The sequence below is a fragment of the Testudinibacter sp. TW-1 genome (genome assembly GCF_050613185.1).
GTDB lineage: Bacteria > Pseudomonadota > Gammaproteobacteria > Enterobacterales > Pasteurellaceae > Chelonobacter.
Window position 1 is genome coordinate 2,343,641 of record NZ_CP192511.1, and the last position, 20,908, is coordinate 2,364,548.

Genomic DNA, 20,908 nt, shown 5'->3' on the forward strand with positions numbered 1-20,908 from the left:
GGAAATTTAACGCGCCGAGGTGGCGTTCAACATCCAAATCAGTTTTTCCTGTTCCTTAATATAGTCGCTCATTTGCGAGGCCGTACCTTCATCGTCGGCTTCCGCCGCCAAACCGAGAATCTCGCGCTGTAAAATCAACAGCGATTTTAGACCCGCCATCGTGCCTTGTAAGGTTTCTTGATCGGTTACGGCATTGGTATGCGTTTGGATATCCGAAAGGGCAAGATAATCCGCAAAAGCGTGCAGCGGACGTTGTCCCAAGGTCAGGATACGTTCTGCGATTTCATCAATCTTAATCACCAAGTCGTCATAAATTTCTTCAAATTTAGTATGTAATTCGAAGAAATTAGGACCGGTAATATTCCAGTGATAACCACGCACATTCATGTAGAAAACTTGATAGTTTGCCAGCAGAACGTTTAATTTTTCTGCCAACTTTACTGACTTTCCCTGATCTAATCCGATATTTGTCGTCATAATTTTTCTCCTTCATTGTTATGTTTAATTCACCTAATCAGTATAGGGATAAAGACCTTGCAATACCAATGTGTATTATTGATAGCTTTGATAGGGAATAGCTTTGGATAGATAATAACCAATTATTATTGCCAATTAAATTGCGTGAAAGTGCGGTTAGGCTAAAGAAAGGCTTTCAGCGCGGAAAGCCTCTTTAATGTTTAGTCTTGGCTGTTATTCATCTGTTCCAGTTCGTAAGGATCCGGTTTGATTGCCAATACGTCGCAATTCAGACGCCCAATCACGTGTTCGGCGGTATTGCCCAAAAAGGCGGCGGACAATCCGGTGCGTCCGATCGTACCTAACACGACCAATTCGGCTTTGATTTTTTCGGCAACCTGCGGAATCACTTCTTCCGGCAACCCTTCTTCAACATGGGTATGATCTTCGTTAATTGAGAAGTGCTGGCGCAACGCTTTCATATTGATCAAATGCTGTCCGCGAATGCTGTCGGTATAAGCATTCGGGTTAAATTCAGGCAGGTCAATCGCCATATTCACCGGCGTAGTCGGGTAGGCGGTGACCAAATGAATTCGTCCGGCGGCAAGCACATTCGCCAAATCCAAACTGGAATTGACTAATTTCTTATTTAAAATATCGTGATAATCTTCATCATCGGCAACATTGACCGCCACCAAAATCCGACCTTCCGGCTGCCATTCGTGTTCTTTCACCATCAGCACCGGGCAAGGGCACTTACGTAGCAGTTGCCAGTCGGTCGGGGTAAAAATCAAGGCTTCCAAGCCTTCGGCGGGTTTGGCGTCTTTCACGACCAAATCATGTTTACCAAGCTCAACCTGTTCAATAATCGCTTCATAATCGCGACTTTTCCATACCACGGACGTTTTGATTTCAATCCCGGAATCGGCCGGCACCGTCTCGCGAATGAGTTCTGCCAGCCATTCTTCTTTTTGACTGATAATGCCGCTGTGCATACTTTCCCGTTCTTCGGCGGATAACATCGCGCTCATTTCAAAGGAAAAATCATATAAAGAGAGGAAGAGAGTCAGCTTGGCAGGCGTGTCGGCTTTTTTAAGCTGTTTTGCCAGATGTAATGCGCGTAAAAGGCTGGGCTGAGTGTCCAGCATGGGGTCGATAACAACCAAAATATTATTGAAACGCATAATAATAACCTCCAAATTCATAGTGGGAGAACACTATCAATATAGAGGATATTTTATTAAACAACAACTATCTTCGGTCATTTTTTGATGAGTAAGGCATTATGATGTATGCGTCTTACATTTTGTCGAATCAGCCAGTGCGCGTAATTTGTCTAAATCGGTGATCGTGATAAATTTGCCTTGCACCGAAAGAATCCCGTTTTTCTTGAAACGCCCCAATAAGCGGCTGATGGTTTCGACGGTCAAGCCAAGATAATTGGCAATATCGCCGCGGGTCATGGTTAAACCGAACTCCTTCGATGAGAAGCCACGTGCAGAGTAGCGCTGTGACAAATTATTGATAAACGCGGCTAACCGCTCTTCGGCATTCATTTTCGATAGCAATAAAATCATCGCTTGATCGCTTTTGATTTCGCTGCTCATCAGACGCATAATTTGTTGCCTGAGTTTCGGCATTTTGCCGGCAAGATCATCCAAAATATCGAATGGAATTTCACACACCATCGCCGTTTCCAACGCTTGGGCAAAGCTTGGATGGCGCATATCGGTGATCGCATCAAAACCGACTAAATCGCCCGGTAGATGAAAAGAGGTAATTTGTTCTTCGCCGGTTTCGCTAATGGTATAGGTTTTAATCGTGCCGGAACGGATGGCGTATAAGGAGCGCAACGGATCACCGGCTTTAAACATCACTTGTGATTTCTGAATCGGTTTTTTTCGCTCTATAATATTGTCAAGTTGATCCAATTCCTGATTGTTTAATGTGAATGGAATACACAGCGTACTGATGCTACATTCTTGACAGTGAATGGCGCAGCCACCAGATTGGACGCGTACAGCAGAAATATTCATTGGGGTCATTCTTCACACCTTTTAAAGAAAAAATTGATCTATCTCAATAATTTTAGCATTATTCAAGATATATAAGAAGTATTAAAATGACAAGGATACAAAATGGCAGCAGAAAAATTGACAAAAAAGCGCTTGATTCAGCTTTTAAGTGCAATGATTATTTTAATTGGGGCATTCAGCTATCGCAGTTGCCAGTATCATCCGCCAACCGCACTTGAGTCGGAATCGGAGCAAACGGATAGCAGCCAATAAGCTTAGCCGCAAAAAGCCCGCTTATTCCGAGAGAAAAGCAGGCTTAGGTAAAAGAGGAAGTGCGGTTAGTTTTTAGCCTGTTGCGTTTTCCGCAGTCGCCGCCGACAGCGTCGCTAAATCGCCATCGATATGGTACAAGCCGCGACCATCGGTGCCGACCAAATTAAATTTATCCAGAATACCACTGAATAATTTTTCTTCTTCGTGCTGTTCGGCAACATACCATTGCAGGAAGTTGAAAGAAGAGAAGTCTTTGTCTTCAAAGGTCATCGCAACTAATTCGTTGATTTTTGAGGTGACCAATTTTTCATGTTTATAGGTCAATTCAAAAATCTCTTTTAACGAATCAAAATCCGATTGCGGCGCTTCAATTTTACCAATCACCGCCAACGCGCCGGTTTCGGTCAGGTATGTGAACAAACGGCGCATATGCTGCATTTCTTCATCGGCGTGCGCCAATAAAAACCGAGCCGCACCGGGAAAGCCGTTTTTCTCACACCAAGCGCTCATTTGCAGATAAAGATTAGAGGAGAAAAATTCTAAATTCAGTTGTGCATTTAATGCATCAATAACGTTTTTCGATAACATGATCTCTTCCTTATTGTAATGTGGCTAATTCTTTGTCGATGAAGTAGAGCGATAAACCTGAGTCGCCTAACAGATTGAATTTGTCGATGATACTGTTGAACAGCTTTTCTTCTTCATGTTGCTCGGCAACGTACCATTGTAAGAAATTGAAACTGGATTGATCGCCGCACTCAAAGGTGACTTCAACCAGTTTATTAATTTTTTTCGTGATAAATTTTTCATGTTCCAGCGTCAGTTCGAACACTTCTTTTAACGAAGAAAATTCCGCTTGCGGCGCGTCCAGTTCGCCCAACACCGGCATAATCCCGGTATCATTCAAATATTGGAATAGTTTCTGCATATGCTGCATTTCTTCATCGGCGTGTCGTAACAGAAATTGTGCCGCACCTTCGAATCCTTTTTGCGAACACCATGCGCTCATTTGCAGGTATAAATTAGAAGAGTAGAACTCAAGATTAATTTGTTCGTTTAGCTTATTGATGACTTTTTTGTCTAACATAGCTATGTCCTTTTCAAAAAGTGATTGATATTTGAGGAAAACTATTAAAATTGAGACATTAATAGCAGTTACCTTGAACATAATACGCCGAATTACACTCAAATAAAAGCAAAAAAGACAAAAAATGACCGTAACTTATTAATAAATAAAACAATCACAACCGTTATCATTTATAAAATATTTAGAATCCCAATCATCAACCTGTAGGGTAATTTGAAATCCGAATATGAATAAAAGGGATTTTAGTTTTATCCTTATCTTCAAATTGCTAAAGCCTGATATTTCTAAAGGGAGTACGGGCGAATTTAAAAAATTTATCTTTTCATCAAATCAAATCGTGTTATCCGTTGTAATTGCAATCTAAACCGAAATGAATGTGAAGCATGGACGGATTTTTATCTGAATAAATAATGCAATTTATCAAGACAGCGTCACAAAAACAGAGGATATCCGAAGTGACATAAAAGTGACTTGTTAATTTCCTTTATTTAACATAATATGCATTATGCGAAATCAGTTATGCGGTGAGTGACCGCTACGGGTTAAATAAATCACAGGGTTATACACAAGGATGAAAATGAATGAAATCGCAGAAAGTCGCCGCTCTAGGCTGATTTGGCACGTGGTTTTAATCAGTTATCCTTATTGAAATTACAACGTCATTATTTTGTAAGTGTAAGGTGAAATTGATTGATGGCGTTATTTGGGATGACATTATTTCAACAAAAAACAACGATTGTTATGATGAAATCTGTTGGAAACGGGATATTTGATCTGTGTATTGTCGCGATAAAAAAATCCACTATTCAGTGGATTTTTAATAAGTCAGTCTTTTATTATTATTTGCTAATCAAGCTAAGAAATTCTTTTCTCGTTTCTCTGTCTTCGAGAAAAACGCCACCGAAAGCTGAAGTGACGGTGTAACTATTGGTATCTTTAATCCCACGGCATTTTACGCAAAAATGAGTGGCTTTCACATAAACCGCCACATCTTCAGTCTGCAAAATGGTTTGAAGTGCGGTCAAAACCTGCTCGGTTAAGCGTTCCTGCACTTGCGGACGTTGCGCCAAGAATGCAACTACCCTGTTAATCTTTGACAAACCGATCACCCAATCTTTCGGATAATACGCCACCGAAACCTTGCCGTCGATGGTGACAAAATGGTGTTCACAGGTGCTGGTTAACGTAACATCGTTCACCAACACCATTTCGCTGACTTTCATGCGGTTGCGAATATTGGTGATTTTCGGGAAATTGGCGTAATCCATGCCGGTGAAAATTTCATCAAGATACATTTTCGCCATTCTAACCGGCGTTTCTTCAATACTATCGTCCGTTAAATCCAAGCCGATCAGCTGCAACACTTCGCGCATATGTTTTTCAATTTGTTTACGGCGCTGTTCCAAACTTAAACCCACACTTTTCATCGGGGTTTCAATCCCTTTCGCCAACAAGGCATCGCGCACTTTGGCGGCTTCAACAGAAATATTGCTCATTTATTACTCCAGTTAAAATTAAGTGCGCCATTCTAGCAAAAAAAACGCGAAAAATTAATTATTATCATGCGAAATAACGTTAAAATAAGACTAAAATAGCGCCATTATTTTACTGAGGACCTTGTATGAATCAATTATTAACCCTTGCACAAGCATTAAATCAGATCGTTAGCGCACTTCCCTTTCCGGCGGACGCACAAACCGAACTCATTCCATTGGATCAAGCGCAAAACCGCATTTGTGCCGAAGATATTGCCTCGCCGATTAATGTGCCGAATTTTGATAATTCGGCGATGGACGGTTACGCGGTGCGCCTTGCCGATCTACAACAAAATCAAACTCTACCCATTGCCGGAAAAAGTTTCGCCGGTTCGCCTTTTATTGGCGATTGGACGGCGCAAAGTGCGGTCAGAATTATGACCGGTGCGATGATTCCATATGGTTGCGATGCAGTGATTATGCAGGAACAGGCGGAACTTGATAGCGACGGTAACGTGCGCTTTACTGCGCCGGTGAAAGCCGGGCAAAATATCCGCCGTATCGGCGAGGATGTCAAAGCCGGTGAAATCGTGTTGAAACAAGGGGCGAAACTGACCGCACTTTCATTGCCGCTGCTTGCCTCTTTAGGTATTGAAAAAGTCCGTGTTTTCAAACGGTTAAAAGTGGCATTGATTTCAACCGGCGATGAATTGGTTGCGGTCGGACAGCCGCTAAAAAGCGGGCAAATTTATGACACCAATCGTTTTGCAGTCAAACTGATGTTAGAAAAATGGCATTGTGAAATTCTGGATTACGGCATTTTGCCTGATGATGCTACTCTGTTTGAACAAAAATTTACCCAAGCCCAGCAGCAAGCGGATTTGTTGATCACCAGCGGCGGTGTCTCGGTCGGTGAAGCGGATTTCACCAAAACCGTATTGGAAAAACTAGGGCAAATTAATTTTTGGAAACTGGCAATCAAACCGGGCAAACCCTTTGCCTTTGGCAAATTGGAAAAGGCGTGGTTCTGCGGCTTGCCGGGCAATCCGGTTTCAGCCTTGGTCACGTTTTATCAATTAGTCCAACCGGTGATTGCCAAATTAAGCGGCTATGCCGAATGGCAAAAACCCATGCAATTAACTGCCGTTGCAACCACGCCGCTGAAAAAAGCCCCCGGCCGTTTGGATTTTCAACGTGGATTTTACAGCGTCAATGCGGAAGGCAAACTGGAAGTGCGCTCAGTCGGTTTTCAAGGCTCGCATATGTTTAGCTCGTTTGTTGCCAGCAACTGTTTTATCGTGTTGGAACAGGAACGTGGCAATGTTGCTGTCGGCGAAACGGTTACGATTGAACCGTTCGATACCGCTATTTTAAATTAAGTGCTTAAAATGACCGAATTAAGTTATCAAGAAGAATTGCGTTACAACCGCCAAATTATCCTGAAAGCGGTTGATTTTGACGGACAGGAAAAGCTGAAAGCCAGCAAAATGTTGATTGTCGGTTTGGGCGGTTTAGGCTGTGCCGCCGCGCAATATTTAGCAACTACCGGTGTCGGACATTTAACGCTGTTGGATTTTGACACGGTGTCGCTGTCAAATCTGCAACGGCAAGTGTTGCACGATGACAGCCGTTTAGACATGCCCAAAGTGCGGTCGGCGCAACTTTCACTACAGAAATTAAATCCGCATATTCAAATTGAAACCATCAATGCCAAGCTGAATGAAATCGAGTTAAGTGACGTTGTCACTCGGGCGGATGTGGTATTAGATTGTACCGATAACGTTGAAATTCGTAATTTACTGGATCATTGCTGTGAAAAAGCCCGAATTCCGCTGGTTTCAGGCGCGGCAATCCGCATGGAAGGACAGGTTTCGGTATTTACCTATCAAGCAAACACCCCGACCTACCGCACGTTGAGCCGCCTATTCGGTGAAAATACCCTAAGTTGCGTCGAAGCCGGCGTGCTTGCGCCGATTGTTGGCGTCGTCGGCTCGATTCAAGCCTTGGAGGCAATCAAAGTGCGGTTAAATATCGGTAAAAACTTGTGCGGACGGCTATTGATGATCGACGGCTTGAATATGGCGATTCGGGAAATCAAGTTGCCGAGCTAGATGTAATCAATCGGTAAAGCCGCCACATCAGCCGATAGCCATAATTTTTCCGGATATTGGTTGATAATTGTCCCTGGCGCAACAGTAATTTCACTATTGGCGAAATAATGCTTGTGAGTAATGCAAAATTTTTCGCCATTTGTTTATTCGGTGCTGCCGTGGTTTTAATCTCAACCGGTATAGAGGGTCTGCCCGTCAACAATAATCAAATCAATTTCTTTTTGATTGGTATCACGATAATAATATAGCGGCGGTTCAATAATTCCTTGATTATAAAATGATTTAATAATTTCACTCACAACAAAGGTTTCAAAGAATTGCCCGCTTTTTGCACCATTTTGCAAGGCTTCAGTCAGCCACTTGGTTAATCATGCCATTAGCCCCAACGCTGAAATAGATCTTGCGGCAGTGCAATATCAAACTGATCGAGCAAGCGGTTGACGCTTTGGTTAATCAGGTCGTCGAGGGTTTGCGGTTGATGATAAAACGCCGGCATGAGCGGGGTGATTTGCGCGCCGATTTCGGCGGCTTGGGTCATCAGGCGTAAATGCCCTAAATGCAGCGGCGTTTCACGCACGCATAAATGCAACGGTTTACGTTCTTTCAGGCAGACATCGGCGGCGCGACTGATCAGATCGTCGCTGTAGCAATGAGCGATTGCCGATAAGGTTTTGATCGAACACGGCACAACCACCATCCCTAAAGTGCGGTATGAGCCGGAGGAAATCGCCGCGCCAATATCACGAATATCATAATTCACATCGGCAAGCGAGCGCACGTCGGCGATACTGGCATTCGTTTCCATTGCAATGGTTTGGCGGGCGGCATTGCTGATAATCAAATGGGTTTCGATCTCGGTTTGCTGCAACACTTGCAATAAACGAATGCCATAAATCGCACCGGATGCGCCACTTATGGCAATGATTAAACGGGGTTTTTTCACGTTAAGTTTTATCTTTCGTTATGAATTTCTAAATTAGTTGCGTCTGCTTGCGTTTGTTTCGCTTTGTCGTTGCGCACCGACGCGATGTTCTCTAAGTATTCTTTTGACACATCACCGGTAATGTATTCGCCGGTAAATACCGAAGTGTCAAAATGTTGGATGTTTGGATTTTCTTGGCGCACCGATTCGGTTAAATCGTTTAAATCTTGGAAAATCAAGCGATCAACACCGATCAGTTCGGCAATTTCTTCCACACTGCGTCCATAAGCAATCAGTTCATTTTTTGTCGGCATATCAATGCCATATACGTTAGGATAGCGAATTTCAGGTGCGGCGGAGGCAAAATAGACTTTCTTTGCCCCGGCAAGGCGCGCCATTTCCACAATCTGTTCCGAGGTTGTGCCGCGCACAATCGAATCATCAACCAACAGCACGTTTTTATCTTTAAATTCAGAGGAAATGGTGTTCAGTTTACGCCGTACCGAATTTTTGCGCTGTTCCTGCCCCGGCATAATAAAGGTACGCCCGACATAGCGGTTTTTCACATAACCTTGACGATACGGTACGCCCAATTCGTGTGCAATCCGCAAGGCGATATCGGTGGAGGTTTCCGGAATCGGAATCACTACATCAATCTCCAAATCTTGCCATTCGCGTGCAATTTTTTTGCCTAAACGCTCGCCCATATGTACCCGCGCAGCATAAACGGATACGCCGTCAATGCAGGAATCCGGGCGGGCAAAATACACATATTCAAAAATACACGGACACAATTCCGGGTTGACCGCACATTGTTCGGAAGAGAAATTGCCGTTAAAATCAACATAAATCGCTTCGCCCGGATTGACATCACGCACAAACTCAAAACCGATTGCATCCAGCGCGACGCTTTCGGAGGCAAAGGCATATTCGATAATCCCGTTATCTAATTGGCGCTGTCCCAATACCAGCGGTCGAATACCGTGCGGATCACGGAATGCGATCATACCGAAACCGATAATCATCGCCACACAGGCATAAGCGCCGCGAATATCCTGATGGGTTTTTCTGATTGCGTTGAAAATATCATTTGCGGATAAGTCTAGATCGTCGGCTTGATCTAAATGATAGGCTAAAATATTTAATAGGGCTTCGGAATCGGAATTGGTATTGACGTGGCGGCGGGCTAAGGTGAAAAGTTTTTGTTTGAGTTCCTCGGAGTTGGTCAGGTTGCCGTTGTGGACGAGGGTTAAGCCGTAAGGAGAGTTGACATAAAACGGTTGTGCTTCGGAAACGCTGGAGCTGCCTGCGGTCGGATAACGCACATGCCCAATCCCTGCATTGCCCTGCAAACGGGTCATGTGGATTTGTTGGAACGTATCGCTGACCAAGCCGTTGGCTTTACGCAAGCGGAAGCGATTTTCATTATCCACCGTTACAATCCCGGCGGCGTCCTGTCCACGGTGTTGCAACACGGTCAAACCATCGTAAATAGCTTGATTAACGGGGGTCTGCCCAATAATTCCAATGATTCCACACATTTTTGTCTCGTCCTTAGCGGTGTAATTAGCAGTATAAATTGAGAGTTAATTTAACGGTTAAAATTTAGATTTAGGCGTTAAAAAAGAAGAATTCTGTTGTAACTGTTCGAAGAACCATTCTACCACAAAACCAAAGTGCGGTATCAGTTTTGAATTTTTCCACCATTCGGACTGGTCAAAATTAGTAAACGTATCCACACAGAAAAGTAAAGCGGCAACAATCAACACTCCGCGCAACACGCCGAAACAGGCGCCTAACACACGATCGGTGCCGGTCAAACCGGTTTTGTCGACCAATTGTCCGATAATATAATTAATCACGGCACCGACAATCAAACTACAAATAAACAGAATGGCAATCGCGGCGCCGATACGAATATGTTCCGATTCAATTTGGGTTAGCATGCCGGCAAGATAAGGATAAAAGCGGCTGGCAACGAAAAAAGCCATCACCCAGCTGGCGAGCGACATCACTTCTCGCACAAAACCACGCAATAAACTGACGATAAGGGAGAAAATAATAATGCCGATAATCAGGTAATCTATCATGTAAAAACTCTAGGAAAAATAGAAAGGAACGCTAAGCGTGATGAAGGCGTTATTGTACAAAAAAAGGCTATGGTTGCGTAGTGAAATTTTTAAATCAAGGTCAATTCCATTTACAAAGCAAACATTCCTGCTCGGTTGCGCCACGATAGATCTCGAATTTAAAACGGTTTTCTGCTATTGTTTAGAAACATTTTTTTAACACGCTTTTTAACACAGGATACTCTCTTGATCACACAATCCTCTTTCCGTGATGCCATGGCGCATTTGGCATCGGCTGTCAGCATTTTAACCACCAGCGGCGAAGCGGGCACGATTGGGCTTACGGTTTCTTCAGTAACTTCCGTTACCGACTCCCCGGCAACCTTGTTAGTCTGTATCAATCAAGCCAGCGAAGTACATGATATTATCAAACGGAATGGCAAGGTGACAGTGAATATTCTCAAGGCGGAACAACAAGATTTAGCGCTGCATTTTGCCGCGATGGCGGACAGCACGATGGAACAACGCTTGGCGTGGGATGTGTGGCAAAATGCCGAAAACGGCATACCGCACTTGCGCAATGCCTTGGTCAATCTGCAAGGGCGTATTGTTGCCGATAATCATATCGGCACGCACAGTGTCTTTTTTATTGAAATTGATACGATTGACCTGCAACCCGGCGAAGCACTGCTCTATTTTAACCGTTCGTTTAAAACGATTGCATTATAAATGCACTCTACAATTCCTCCCAAAAATCAGCCGATAAGTGTTTATCGGCTGATTTTAATATCTTTGCCAAATCCATAAAAGTCGGTTTTTCAGCCAAGATGAGATATACCTGCTGTTGTTGCAAAAGCGAGGCTATTTTTTGATAGGCTTGTTTGGCGCTTTCCGCCAACGGCTGCTGCGCACGTTTGCCTAACCACCACAACCCTTGCAACGGAAAACTGAGGGCGAAAAGTGCGGTCAGCACTGCCGCCGCCAACGCCATTTGATTGCCCGGCAGGGCGATTTGTTGCCAGACTATCGCCGCCACGGCAATTGCCGGCATGGCTTTTTGCGCAAAACGAACCGCCCGTATAACCCGGTTTTCCGGAAAAATCATGCCTAATTTTGCCTGTTGCGGCCATGTTTCCAGATAATGTTGTCCTAACTTAAAAGTGGTAAAAAGGTGCATGTTGTCCTGCTCATCGCTAATGAATCGTTATAAAGATCACGTTTTGCGTGGATTTCTCTCGAATTGCAATTTATTTTATTCTATCAAAAGTGTATCCTATATCGGATAATTTTCTGCGCATACTGCGCCTTTACTTAACTCAACATGAAATAGGTTAAAAAATTATGTCACAAAAATTGATCCTGGTTCTAAACTGCGGTAGTTCTTCTTTGAAATTTGCCATTTTAGATCCTCAATCCGGTGATGAGAAACTGTCAGGTTTGGCAGAAGCTTTTCACTTAGAAGACGCCCGTATCAAATGGAAATTGAATGGCGAAAAAGGCAATGCCGATTTGGGCGCCGGTGCGGCGCATAGCGAAGCATTAAATTTTATCGTGAACCAAATTTTACCACAAGGCGAAGGATTAAAAGACAGTATTGTGGCGATTGGTCACCGTATCGTACACGGCGGTGAAAGATTTACTCAATCCGTACTGATTAATGACGACGTCATCGAAGGTATCCGTGACGCAGTACAATTTGCGCCGTTGCACAACCCGGCGCATTTAATCGGGATTGAAGAAGCGTTTAAAGCCTTCCCTGAGTTAAAAGAGAAAAACGTTGCGGTATTTGATACGGCATTCCACCAAACCATGCCGGAGGAAGCCTATTTATATGCCCTGCCGTATTCCATGTATAAAGAACACGGCGTTCGTCGCTACGGCGCACATGGCACCAGCCACTATTATGTTAGCCGCGAAGTGGCGAAAGAGCTGAATATTGCGGAAGATAAAGTGAACGTGATCACCTGTCACTTAGGTAACGGCGGTTCGGTTGCAGCGATTCGCCACGGCGAATGTATCGACACCTCAATGGGTTTAACCCCGTTGGAAGGTTTAGTGATGGGAACCCGTTCCGGCGACATCGACCCGGCGATCATCTTCTATATGTACAATACCCTCGGCATGAAAATGGAAGAAATCGAAACGACACTGACCAAAAAATCCGGTTTATTGGGCTTGACCGAAGTGACCAGCGACTGCCGCTATGCGGAAGACAACTATGACAGCAAAGCAGACGCCAAACGCGCTATCGACGTGTACAGCTACCGTTTGGCCAAATACATCGGTTCTTATATGGCGGTGATCGGCGAGCGTTTGGACGCCATCGTCTTTACCGGCGGTATCGGTGAAAACTCGGCGCATATCCGTGAATTGACTTTGGCACACCTGAAATTATTCGGTTATGACATGGATAACGAACGCAATTTGGCGGCGCGTTTCGGTAAATCCGGCAAAATTACCAGCGATAATTCCCCATTAGCCTTGGTTATCCCGACCAATGAAGAACTGGTTATTGCCCAAGATACAGCGCGCTTGGCCGTAAACTAAGATTTTCCGCTGCCGACTCAAGTCGGCAGTTTTTTGGTTAAGATTTTTATTCAATATACAAAAGGCGTTATTATGTCTCGTACCATTATTTTAACTCCCGTCAGTGCCGGCGTCGGTCTGACCAGTGTCAGTTTGGGTTTGGTGCATGCGCTTGAACAAAAAGGCGTAAAAATTGCATTTATGAAACCGATCTCGCAACCAAGCAGTGGCGAAGATAAGATTGACCGTACCACCTCTATCCTGCGCAACAGCACCTCAGTCGATACCGGCGAACCGATTATGCTGAGTAAAGCGGAATCGTTGATCGGTCAAAACCAATCCGATGTGTTGCTGGAAAAAATTGTTGCGCAACACCAATCCTTAAGCAGCAAAAACGAATTGGTGATTGTGGAAGGCTTGATTCCAACCAGTAAAAGCACCTATGCCTCCGGTGTTAACTATGAAATTGCGCAAGCGTTGGATGCGGAAATTATTCTGGTCGCCGCACCGGGCACGGACACCCCAAGCCAATTAATCGAACGTTTGGAAGCGGTTGCCAGTGATTTTGGCGGACGTAACAACCCGAATTTAGTCGGTGTGGTGGTGAATAAATTTAATGCTCCGGTCGATCAAAGCGGCCGCACCCGTCCGGATTTGAGCGAAATTTTTGATTCTTTCCAAGAGAACGAAAGCTCAATCAATGAAGTTCGCCATTTATTCTCAAAAAGCCCGTTGACTTTGATCGCCAGTATTCCTTGGAATGCCGACCTCATTGCAACCCGTGCGATTGATATTGCCAAGCACTTAAATGCGCAAATCATTTATGAAGGTGAAATCAAAACCCGTCGTATCCACGGCATTACTTTCTGCGCCCGTAATTTACCGAACATGGTCGAGCATTTCCGTGCCGGCAGTCTGTTGGTGACCTCTGCGGATCGCCCGGATGTATTGGTTGCAGCCTGTTTGGCAGCAATGAACGGCGTCAAAATCGGTGCCTTAGTGCTGACCGGGGGTTATAAAATCGATACCCAAATCAGCAAACTGTGCCAACAAGCTTTTGAAACCGGCTTACCGGTGGTGCGTGTCGAAGGCAACACTTGGCAAACCTCGCTCAACCTGCAAAGTTTCAATTTGGAAGTGCCGCCGGATGATGCGGAACGAATCGAAACCATTAAACAATTCACCAGTGCGCAATATAATCCGCAGTTTATCGACAGTTTGGTCGGTTCTTCTTCGCGTTTGCGCCGCTTGTCGCCGCCGGCATTCCGTTATCAATTAACCGAACTGGCACGCAGCGCCAAAAAACGTATCGTGTTGCCGGAAGGCGACGAACCGCGTACGGTTAAAGCGGCGGCGATTTGTGCTGAACGCGGTATTGCCGAATGTATCTTGTTGGCAAGCCCGGAAGATGTCAACCGTGTTGCTGAATCGCAAGGCGTTCAATTAGGCAAGGGTATCACCATTATCGATCCGAAAATGGTGCGCCAAAACTATGTGGCGCGTTTGGTCGAGTTGCGTAAAAATAAAGGCATGACCGAAGTGGTTGCGGAAGAACAACTGCAAGACAATGTGGTATTAGGCACGATGATGTTAGAAGCCGCGGAAGTCGATGGTTTAGTCTCCGGTGCGGTTCACACCACGGCAAACACCATTCGCCCACCAATGCAAATCATCAAAACCGCACCGGGCAACTCCATTGTTTCGTCCATCTTCTTTATGTTGCTGCCGGATCAAGTGTTGGTCTATGGCGACTGTGCGGTGAATCCGGATCCAAGTGCGGAACAATTGGCTGAAATTGCGATTCAATCGGCTGATTCGGCAAAAGCCTTTGGTATCGATCCGAAAGTGGCGATGATTTCCTACTCTACCGGCTCTTCCGGTCAAGGTTCGGACGTGGAAAAAGTACGCGAAGCGACCCGCTTGGCACAAGAAAAACGTCCTGACCTGATCATTGACGGTCCGTTGCAATATGACGCGGCGGTGATGGAAGATGTGGCGCGCTCTAAAGCCCCCGGCTCCCCTGTTGCCGGCAAAGCCACGGTATTCATCTTCCCGGATTTGAACACCGGCAATACCACCTATAAAGCGGTGCAACGCTCTGCCGATTTGGTTTCTATCGGACCAATGTTGCAAGGCATGCGCAAACCGGTCAATGACTTATCACGCGGCGCGTTAGTCGATGATATTGTTTACACCATCGCATTAACCGCCATTCAAGCAACGCAATAATCGTTGCTTGCAGCAATAATAAGCCGACAAAAAAACCTGCTTTTCACAGCAGGTTTTTTATGTCTGATTATTGAGATCACCCAATCACTTTCGGTAAATAACCGGTATCAATCAAAAACGGAATCACGATAATCAGCAGTCCCAACAGCAATGCGAGCACAAGTGCGGTATTGCCGCCAATTACGCGATACGGCAGGTTCGGATGTAAACGGCGTGCTTTCCATGCCAAACCAACCGGCAACACTAAACCATAAAAGGCAAACATAATCCCGGCATAGCCTAAGGCTAAAATAAAACCTTTCGGATAAAACAACGCGAAAATCAATGGCGGCACAAAGGTTAATACTCCCAGCGACGCACGATTTGACCGCACTTTGACCCGTTTGAGCAAATCATGCAAGCAATCAAATAAACTCAAAGACACCCCTAAAAACGAAGTCACCAAAGCTAACGAAGAAAACAGCCGCACCGCTTCGCTTAAAATCTGACTGCCGGTGATTTCACGGGTGGCATTGACCAAACCTTTCAAGGTAGGGTCTTGTTGTAAAATATGTAGAAATTGTGATTGGCTCAGCACGCCATGGGTGGATAGCTGCCATAACAAATAGGCAATCAATGGAAGTCCGGTACCGGCAATCACTGAGATACGCAAGCGCTTCACATCACCGTCTAAATATTTCACGATACTCGGCAGCACCACATGGAAGCCGAACGAAGTAAAGAAAACCGGGGCGGCAGATAAGATCAGCGCATGATTTAGCGGCATTGCCATCAGGTTATCTAAAGAAACGCGCGGCAACATCATCAGCAACACAAACAGAAAAATAGCGATTTTGCTTAGAAAAAACAGCCGATTGACCGCATCCACACTCGATGTGCCGAGAATAATAAAAATGCCTAACACCACGGTAAACAACACAATGCTGACTTGGGTTGTGGTTTCATCATCGCCAATGATCGGTAATAAACCGCTGAGCAAAGAACCTCCGCCGGTGACATAAGCCGATAAAATCGCATACATAAAAATCAGCAGCGCCAATGTTGCTATAACCCGTCCGACAGAACCGAAATATTGCTCCGCCAATGAAGCCAAGCCGTCGTCAATCCGCGCGGTTTGATACACTTCGATAAACAGCAACGCACTGTAAGACAATAAAACCCATAAAATCAATAGCAAAAGAACGGTAAATGAAAATCCCATACTGGCGGAGGTAATCGGCATTGCCAACATCCCGGCACCAATCGTTGTTCCGGCAACCAATAAAGTGCTGCCCAATGTTTTATTTTTCACAACATGTCTCGATTTTTCTGATTAAAAAAAAAGTGCCCATGAAATGGGCACTACTCGGAAAGCAAATAGATGGCTATTGAAATAGCGCTTTTTATTGTGCGCGTAAGATACTCGAATCTTGAATGAAGAGCAAGTATCATCCGAATTAAATAGTCATTTTGTGATTTTGCGCAAGATTTTTAGATGAAATTGAATATTTTTTAATAAATCTTAGCGACTAAAACGCTAAAAATCCTGCGGCTTCAATCTTTTTCCCGACTATTAGTGTCAATATTAAACACGCTACTGCCGAATTAAATTGCTGCATTTTTTGAGGTAGAACAAATATTCGAGAAAATCCGCTTGAAATAAATTCTGATCGGCTCATAATTTGCCTATCTTATCATGATAAAGGTTCTCATTTTTATTCGTGTTACTAATATGTTAAAAATTATTAAATATTTATTACTGACCGCACTTTTCTCCGTCAGCCTGAATCTGAGCGCGACCGAAACTGACGGTGATAACCGTTATCGCGCCTATATCGCCGATATTGAACAACGCTTGGATAACACTCTGGGGTATTATCAAAACGGCGAGGTCAATCAGGCGAAAAGTGCGGTGCAAATGGCGTATTTCGAGGTGTTTGAGAATTTGGAAGGCCCGATTCGAATCAACATTTCCGCACAAAAAAGCTACCAGTTGGAAGCCGCTTTCGGCGAAATCCGCAAGATGATCACCCAAAATCAGCCGCAGTCGGTTATCGCAGAAAAAATTGATTGGTTGAAAAATGAGTTGAATCGGCTGGAATCGGTGTTGAACGACGGACACCGCCTCACCGCCGAAGGGCAACACGGCGCGTATCAAAACAGTGAGATTGCACCTTATTGGCAACAAAGTTTTCAGATTATCGACGATCTGCTGGCACAAGCGATCAGCGCCTACCAAGAGGGCGATTTGGACAGCGCCAAGAAGTTGATTCAACAGGCGCAATATGACGGTTACAAAAATTCCGAAATGGAAATGGCAATTCGGCAAAACCGCTCTTCCACCCAGTCCTCCGCTCTCAACCAACAATTTTACGATCTGATCAAAGCCGCACAACAGGCTGAAAACCTGAGCGAGCTGGGCTATTTAACTACCCAATTATTACAAGATATCGAAGATCAACTGCCGAACCTGCCGACCACCAAACAGGCGCAACAAGCGCAGGCAATGCAAGCCGCCGAGCCGCAAAACAACAGCACGCAAAATTGGCAACAGGTCGCCGCCGAGGTTAATCAAGGCATTCAGCAAGCACTTCAACACTATCAACAAGGTAAGCGTGACGAGGCGATTATGGCGGTGCAGGACACCTATTTCGATGTGTTCGAAAGTTCCGGCATGGAAAGCAGTATCGGCTCGCGCGACAGCAATTTGAAAACCACCCTGGAGGGCTTTTTCACCCGTCTGGTCGGGCAAATGAAAGCGCAGCAATCGCCGGAGCAACTGCAACAACAAGCGGACGGCTTGGCGCAACAGTTGCAAAGTGCGGTCAGTTTATTAAGCCAAAACAGCGGCGGCGCTTGGGATATTTTCCTCTACAGCCTGCTGATTATCCTGCGTGAGGGCTTGGAAGCCTTGCTGATTGTGGCGGCGATTGTGGCGTATTTGGTAAAAAACCATCATCAGGACAAGCTGCCGGTTATCCGCCAATCGGTGGTTATCGCCCTTGTCGCCAGTGTGATCACCGCATTTATCTTCCAGTTGCTGTTTGAAAATTCCGGCGCAAACCGTGAATTATTGGAAGGTATCACCATGATTTTCGCCGTGGTTATGCTGTTTATGATGAGCTATTGGCTGCTGTCGAAAGTAGAGGCGCAAAATTGGAAACGCTACCTTGAAGGCAAGCTCTCCACCGCCCTGACCACCGGCTCGTTGATCGGGTTATGGCTCACCAGTTTTCTGGCGGTTTACCGCGAAGGGGCGGAAACCGTGTTGTTTTACTACGCATTAGTGGGCGATATCCAATCTGCCGACGGCTATGTATATCTGTTCGGCGGCTTTGCGATCGGCGTGATGTTATTGTTGGTTGTCTATTTGATTATGCGTTTTACCGTGGTCAAACTGCCGTTAAAACCGTTCTTTATGTTGACGGGCGGCTTTATGTATCTGATGGCGTTTGTCTTTGCCGGTAAAAGCGTGTTGGAACTGATTGAGGGAAAACTGGTTCAACCGACCTTACTGGACGGCTTCCCTGAAATTTCCTGGTTGGGAATTTATCCGTATCTCGAAACCTTAATTCCGCAAGCCGTTTTAATCTTGGCGGCGATTTTCGCCCTGTTGTATATGAAAATCAGCGCTAAAAAACAGGCATTACACGCTATTTAATCCTAAACTTTTAAGAGGTATTTTATGAACTTCAAAAAAACATTGCTCACCGCCACCCTCGTCGCCGGTATCTTCTCCGCTACCTCGGCGCTGGCATTCAAAGAGTATCCGGCAGGCGAACCGGTTACCATGAACGAAATGGAAATCGCAGCGGTTTATTTGCAGCCGATCGATATGGAACCGCGCGGTATGGGTTTACCGGCGGCGAAATCGGATATCCATCTGGAAGCGGATATTCATGCGATCGAAGGCAATAAAAACGGCTTCGGCGCCGGCGAATGGATGCCGTATCTGACCATTAATTATACCTTGGAAAATTTGGATACCGGTGAAAAACAACAAGGCACGTTTATGCCGATGGTTGCCGGCGACGGTCCGCACTACGGCGCCAACATCAAAATGATGGGCGTGGGCAACTATAAAGTGACTTACCACATCGAGCCGCCGTCAAAAGCGGGGTTGCACCGCCATACCGATGACGAAACCGGTGTCGGCCGCTGGTGGAAACCGTTTGATGCGGCGTTTGAATTTAAATATACCGGTTTGAATTGATCTGAAATCGGTCGTTACCACTCTGCTTTGCCGGTGTTTTGCACGCTTTTCAGGGTGGTAATTTTATCTTTTTAAATCTTATTTATTCCAATCTGCATAGGATTTAAAAACATAAAAGGTTGTTGCAATGAATTACTTTTTCACCTCGGTTTTACAATTATTGCTGCCGTTCGGCGTACTCAGCGGTTTGTTGTGGGCAAAACAGCGAACCGTGCCGGACAAAGCGCTGTTTTGGCTCTCTCTGACCGCACTTTGCAGCGGCTTTGTCCTATGGCAACTGTTCAGCGTCAACCAAAGCCTGAAACTGATCCTGTCAATCGGTTATGCGTCGGTGTTGCTGTTTAGCCTGTTCAGTGCTTGGCTGAATCGGCGGCAACTGCTCTACCTTGCGCAAACCCTGTTACTGCTGTTCGCCGGTATTTTCTGGGCGCAAAATCCGAATTTGAGTGCAATCACCTCCACCGAGATCATCAATACTGATTTTATTCTTAATCTGTTTGCAATAGCGACCGCACTTTTGCTCTGTCTGTTGTGCGCCAACTGGATTGTCAGTCTGTTGCGGCAAAGCGCATTGGCTTATTCCGCTTGTTGGCAGCTGCGGCTGATAGCTATGCTGCTGTTGGGCGTTTGGCTGTTGTTACCGCTCAGCGGGCAAATTTTGCTGTCGCTGATTAAATTGCAATTGATCGATCTGGATAAAACCCTGCTCAGTTTTGTTGCCAAAAGCCTGAATCTGACCATTTGGAATAATTATCTGCTGGCGGGCATGCTTATCGCTATCAGCCTGCTGTTTTTCATTTGCGTGCAGCGTCCGCGCCAGCATGTGTTGGCACAGCAAACCGATCTGATCGAAAAACGGCAAAAAACCGCACTTTATCGCCAAGCGCGCCGCATTACGCTATCGGGCTTGCTGTTGGCGCTGATAGTGATCGCCGCACAGCTGTATTGGGATAAAATCGCTTCGCAGCCGCCGCGCCTGTCGCAAGCCACGCCGGTGACATTGTCACAAGACGGGCAAGTGCATATCGACATCAAACAGGTCAGCGACGGCAAATTACACCGCTTCGTTTGGATTTCCGACGAAGGCAAAGCCGTGCGTTTCTTTATTATCAACCGGTTAAGCGATCGTGTCAGCTTGGGCGTGGTGTTTGACGCCTGCCTGCTGTGCGGCGATCAGGGTTATGTCATGCAAGGCAATCAGGTGATCTGCGTGGCTTGCGGCGTGCATATGTTTATTCCGTCGATCGGTAAGCCGGGCGGCTGCAATCCGGTACCGATTAACGATTGGCGGCAAACCGAACAACAGGTGATCATCAGCAAGCAAAGCTTGGAAGAAGGTTTGAACTACTTCTCGACCATCGTGCAATTGGAGGTGATTGATCCGGTAGACGGCAGCAAGCTGCTCAACACCGACGCCAAATTTAAATACAACTACGCCGGCAAAACCTACTTTTTTGCTTCGGAACAGAATATCAATCAATTCCGTGACAATCCTGAGCGCTACCTTGCGCCGCAAAGCCAAGCGCCGCAAACCCGCTTGGCGGAGGAATAAG

General features: G+C 45.5%; 20 protein-coding genes and 1 pseudogene. 9 read left to right on the top strand and 12 right to left on the bottom strand.

Annotation, left to right across the window (positions count from 1 at the left end; all coding sequences use genetic code 11):
- Positions 1-6 precede the first annotated feature (6 nt).
- From ACQ31U_RS11270 to ACQ31U_RS11280, 3 genes are all read right to left on the bottom strand, one after another.
- Complete coding sequence (locus tag ACQ31U_RS11270) at positions 7-477, bottom strand: Dps family protein (RefSeq protein WP_431052113.1); 471 nt, start codon at positions 475-477, stop codon at positions 7-9.
- Between the two features lie 200 nt (positions 478-677).
- Entirely contained in the window at positions 678-1,640 is a 963-nt protein-coding gene (uspE, locus tag ACQ31U_RS11275) for a universal stress protein UspE (protein WP_431052115.1), read from the bottom strand.
- Between the two features lie 99 nt (positions 1,641-1,739).
- Complete coding sequence (locus tag ACQ31U_RS11280) at positions 1,740-2,501, bottom strand: FNR family transcription factor (protein ID WP_431052117.1); 762 nt, start codon at positions 2,499-2,501, stop codon at positions 1,740-1,742.
- Positions 2,502-2,594: 93 nt separating this feature from the next.
- On the opposite strand from ACQ31U_RS11280, the gene ACQ31U_RS11285 reads away from it, so the two are divergent.
- Complete coding sequence (locus ACQ31U_RS11285; protein ID WP_431052119.1) at positions 2,595-2,744, top strand: hypothetical protein; 150 nt, start codon at positions 2,595-2,597, stop codon at positions 2,742-2,744.
- Positions 2,745-2,816: 72 nt separating this feature from the next.
- Here ACQ31U_RS11285 and ftnA (ACQ31U_RS11290) read toward each other — a convergent pair whose 3' ends face one another.
- From ftnA (ACQ31U_RS11290) to folE, 3 genes are all read right to left on the bottom strand, one after another.
- Positions 2,817-3,332 (bottom strand): non-heme ferritin, encoded by a 516-nt coding sequence (gene ftnA, locus ACQ31U_RS11290; RefSeq protein WP_431052121.1) that lies wholly within the window; start codon positions 3,330-3,332, stop codon positions 2,817-2,819.
- A 10-nt stretch (positions 3,333-3,342) separates the two neighbouring features.
- Positions 3,343-3,831: a non-heme ferritin gene (ftnA, locus tag ACQ31U_RS11295; RefSeq protein WP_431052123.1), complete on the bottom strand. Its 489-nt coding sequence runs from the start codon at positions 3,829-3,831 to the stop codon at positions 3,343-3,345.
- A gap of 839 nt (positions 3,832-4,670) precedes the next feature.
- Positions 4,671-5,327, bottom strand: a complete 657-nt coding sequence (folE, locus tag ACQ31U_RS11300; protein WP_431052125.1) for a GTP cyclohydrolase I FolE — start codon at positions 5,325-5,327, stop codon at positions 4,671-4,673.
- 125 nt (positions 5,328-5,452) lie between these two features.
- Here folE and moeA point away from each other — a divergent pair, with 125 nt between their 5' ends.
- A complete protein-coding gene (gene moeA, locus ACQ31U_RS11305; protein WP_431052127.1) occupies positions 5,453-6,685 on the top strand; it encodes a molybdopterin molybdotransferase MoeA in 1,233 nt (410 codons plus the stop codon).
- A gap of 9 nt (positions 6,686-6,694) precedes the next feature.
- Positions 6,695-7,417, top strand: coding sequence for a molybdopterin-synthase adenylyltransferase MoeB (gene moeB, locus ACQ31U_RS11310; protein WP_431052129.1), 723 nt, complete (start codon positions 6,695-6,697; stop codon positions 7,415-7,417).
- Here moeB and ACQ31U_RS11315 read toward each other — a convergent pair.
- The 4 genes and pseudogenes from ACQ31U_RS11315 to ACQ31U_RS11330 form a co-directional block, all read right to left on the bottom strand.
- Positions 7,414-7,800: pseudogene (locus ACQ31U_RS11315) on the bottom strand (DUF4143 domain-containing protein); the annotation flags it as partial. The gene moeB and the pseudogene ACQ31U_RS11315 overlap by 4 nt on opposite strands.
- Entirely contained in the window at positions 7,794-8,360 is a 567-nt protein-coding gene (locus ACQ31U_RS11320) for a UbiX family flavin prenyltransferase (RefSeq protein WP_431052131.1), read from the bottom strand. The pseudogene ACQ31U_RS11315 and the gene ACQ31U_RS11320, both read right to left, overlap by 7 nt.
- An 8-nt stretch (positions 8,361-8,368) precedes the next feature.
- Complete coding sequence (gene purF / locus ACQ31U_RS11325) at positions 8,369-9,880, bottom strand: amidophosphoribosyltransferase (protein WP_431052133.1); 1,512 nt, start codon at positions 9,878-9,880, stop codon at positions 8,369-8,371.
- Between the two features lie 57 nt (positions 9,881-9,937).
- On the bottom strand, positions 9,938-10,429 hold the full coding sequence (locus ACQ31U_RS11330) for a CvpA family protein (protein WP_431052135.1): 492 nt from the start codon (positions 10,427-10,429) through the stop codon (positions 9,938-9,940).
- Between the two features lie 255 nt (positions 10,430-10,684).
- On the opposite strand from ACQ31U_RS11330, the gene ACQ31U_RS11335 reads away from it, so the two are divergent.
- Positions 10,685-11,137, top strand: a complete 453-nt coding sequence (locus ACQ31U_RS11335; RefSeq protein WP_431054339.1) for a flavin reductase — start codon at positions 10,685-10,687, stop codon at positions 11,135-11,137.
- Between the two features lie 7 nt (positions 11,138-11,144).
- On the opposite strand, the gene yfbV is transcribed toward ACQ31U_RS11335, so the two are convergent.
- On the bottom strand, positions 11,145-11,585 hold the full coding sequence (gene yfbV, locus ACQ31U_RS11340) for a terminus macrodomain insulation protein YfbV (protein WP_431052137.1): 441 nt from the start codon (positions 11,583-11,585) through the stop codon (positions 11,145-11,147).
- Between the two features lie 164 nt (positions 11,586-11,749).
- Between yfbV and ACQ31U_RS11345 the strand changes: the two genes are divergently transcribed.
- Both ACQ31U_RS11345 and pta read left to right on the top strand, forming a co-directional pair.
- Complete coding sequence (locus ACQ31U_RS11345; protein WP_431052139.1) at positions 11,750-12,955, top strand: acetate kinase; 1,206 nt, start codon at positions 11,750-11,752, stop codon at positions 12,953-12,955.
- Between the two features lie 72 nt (positions 12,956-13,027).
- Positions 13,028-15,163, top strand: coding sequence for a phosphate acetyltransferase (pta, locus tag ACQ31U_RS11350; protein WP_431052141.1), 2,136 nt, complete (start codon positions 13,028-13,030; stop codon positions 15,161-15,163).
- 76 nt (positions 15,164-15,239) lie between these two features.
- Here the strand turns inward: pta and ACQ31U_RS11355 are convergent, their stop codons facing one another.
- Positions 15,240-16,454 (bottom strand): aromatic amino acid transport family protein, encoded by a 1,215-nt coding sequence (locus ACQ31U_RS11355; RefSeq protein WP_431052143.1) that lies wholly within the window; start codon positions 16,452-16,454, stop codon positions 15,240-15,242.
- 420 nt (positions 16,455-16,874) lie between these two features.
- On the opposite strand from ACQ31U_RS11355, the gene ACQ31U_RS11360 reads away from it, so the two are divergent.
- The 3 genes from ACQ31U_RS11360 to ACQ31U_RS11370 all read left to right on the top strand — a co-directional run bounded on the left by ACQ31U_RS11360 (position 16,875) and on the right by ACQ31U_RS11370 (position 20,907).
- Positions 16,875-18,803 carry an FTR1 family protein gene (locus ACQ31U_RS11360; protein ID WP_431052145.1) on the top strand — a complete coding sequence of 643 codons (1,929 nt, stop codon included), beginning with the start codon at positions 16,875-16,877 and terminating at the stop codon, positions 18,801-18,803.
- Positions 18,804-18,827: 24 nt separating this feature from the next.
- Positions 18,828-19,355, top strand: coding sequence for an iron transporter (locus ACQ31U_RS11365; protein ID WP_431052147.1), 528 nt, complete (start codon positions 18,828-18,830; stop codon positions 19,353-19,355).
- 127 nt (positions 19,356-19,482) lie between these two features.
- Positions 19,483-20,907, top strand: a complete 1,425-nt coding sequence (locus tag ACQ31U_RS11370; RefSeq protein WP_431052149.1) for a Fe-S-containing protein — start codon at positions 19,483-19,485, stop codon at positions 20,905-20,907.
- The last annotated feature ends 1 nt before the right edge of the window (position 20,908 follow it).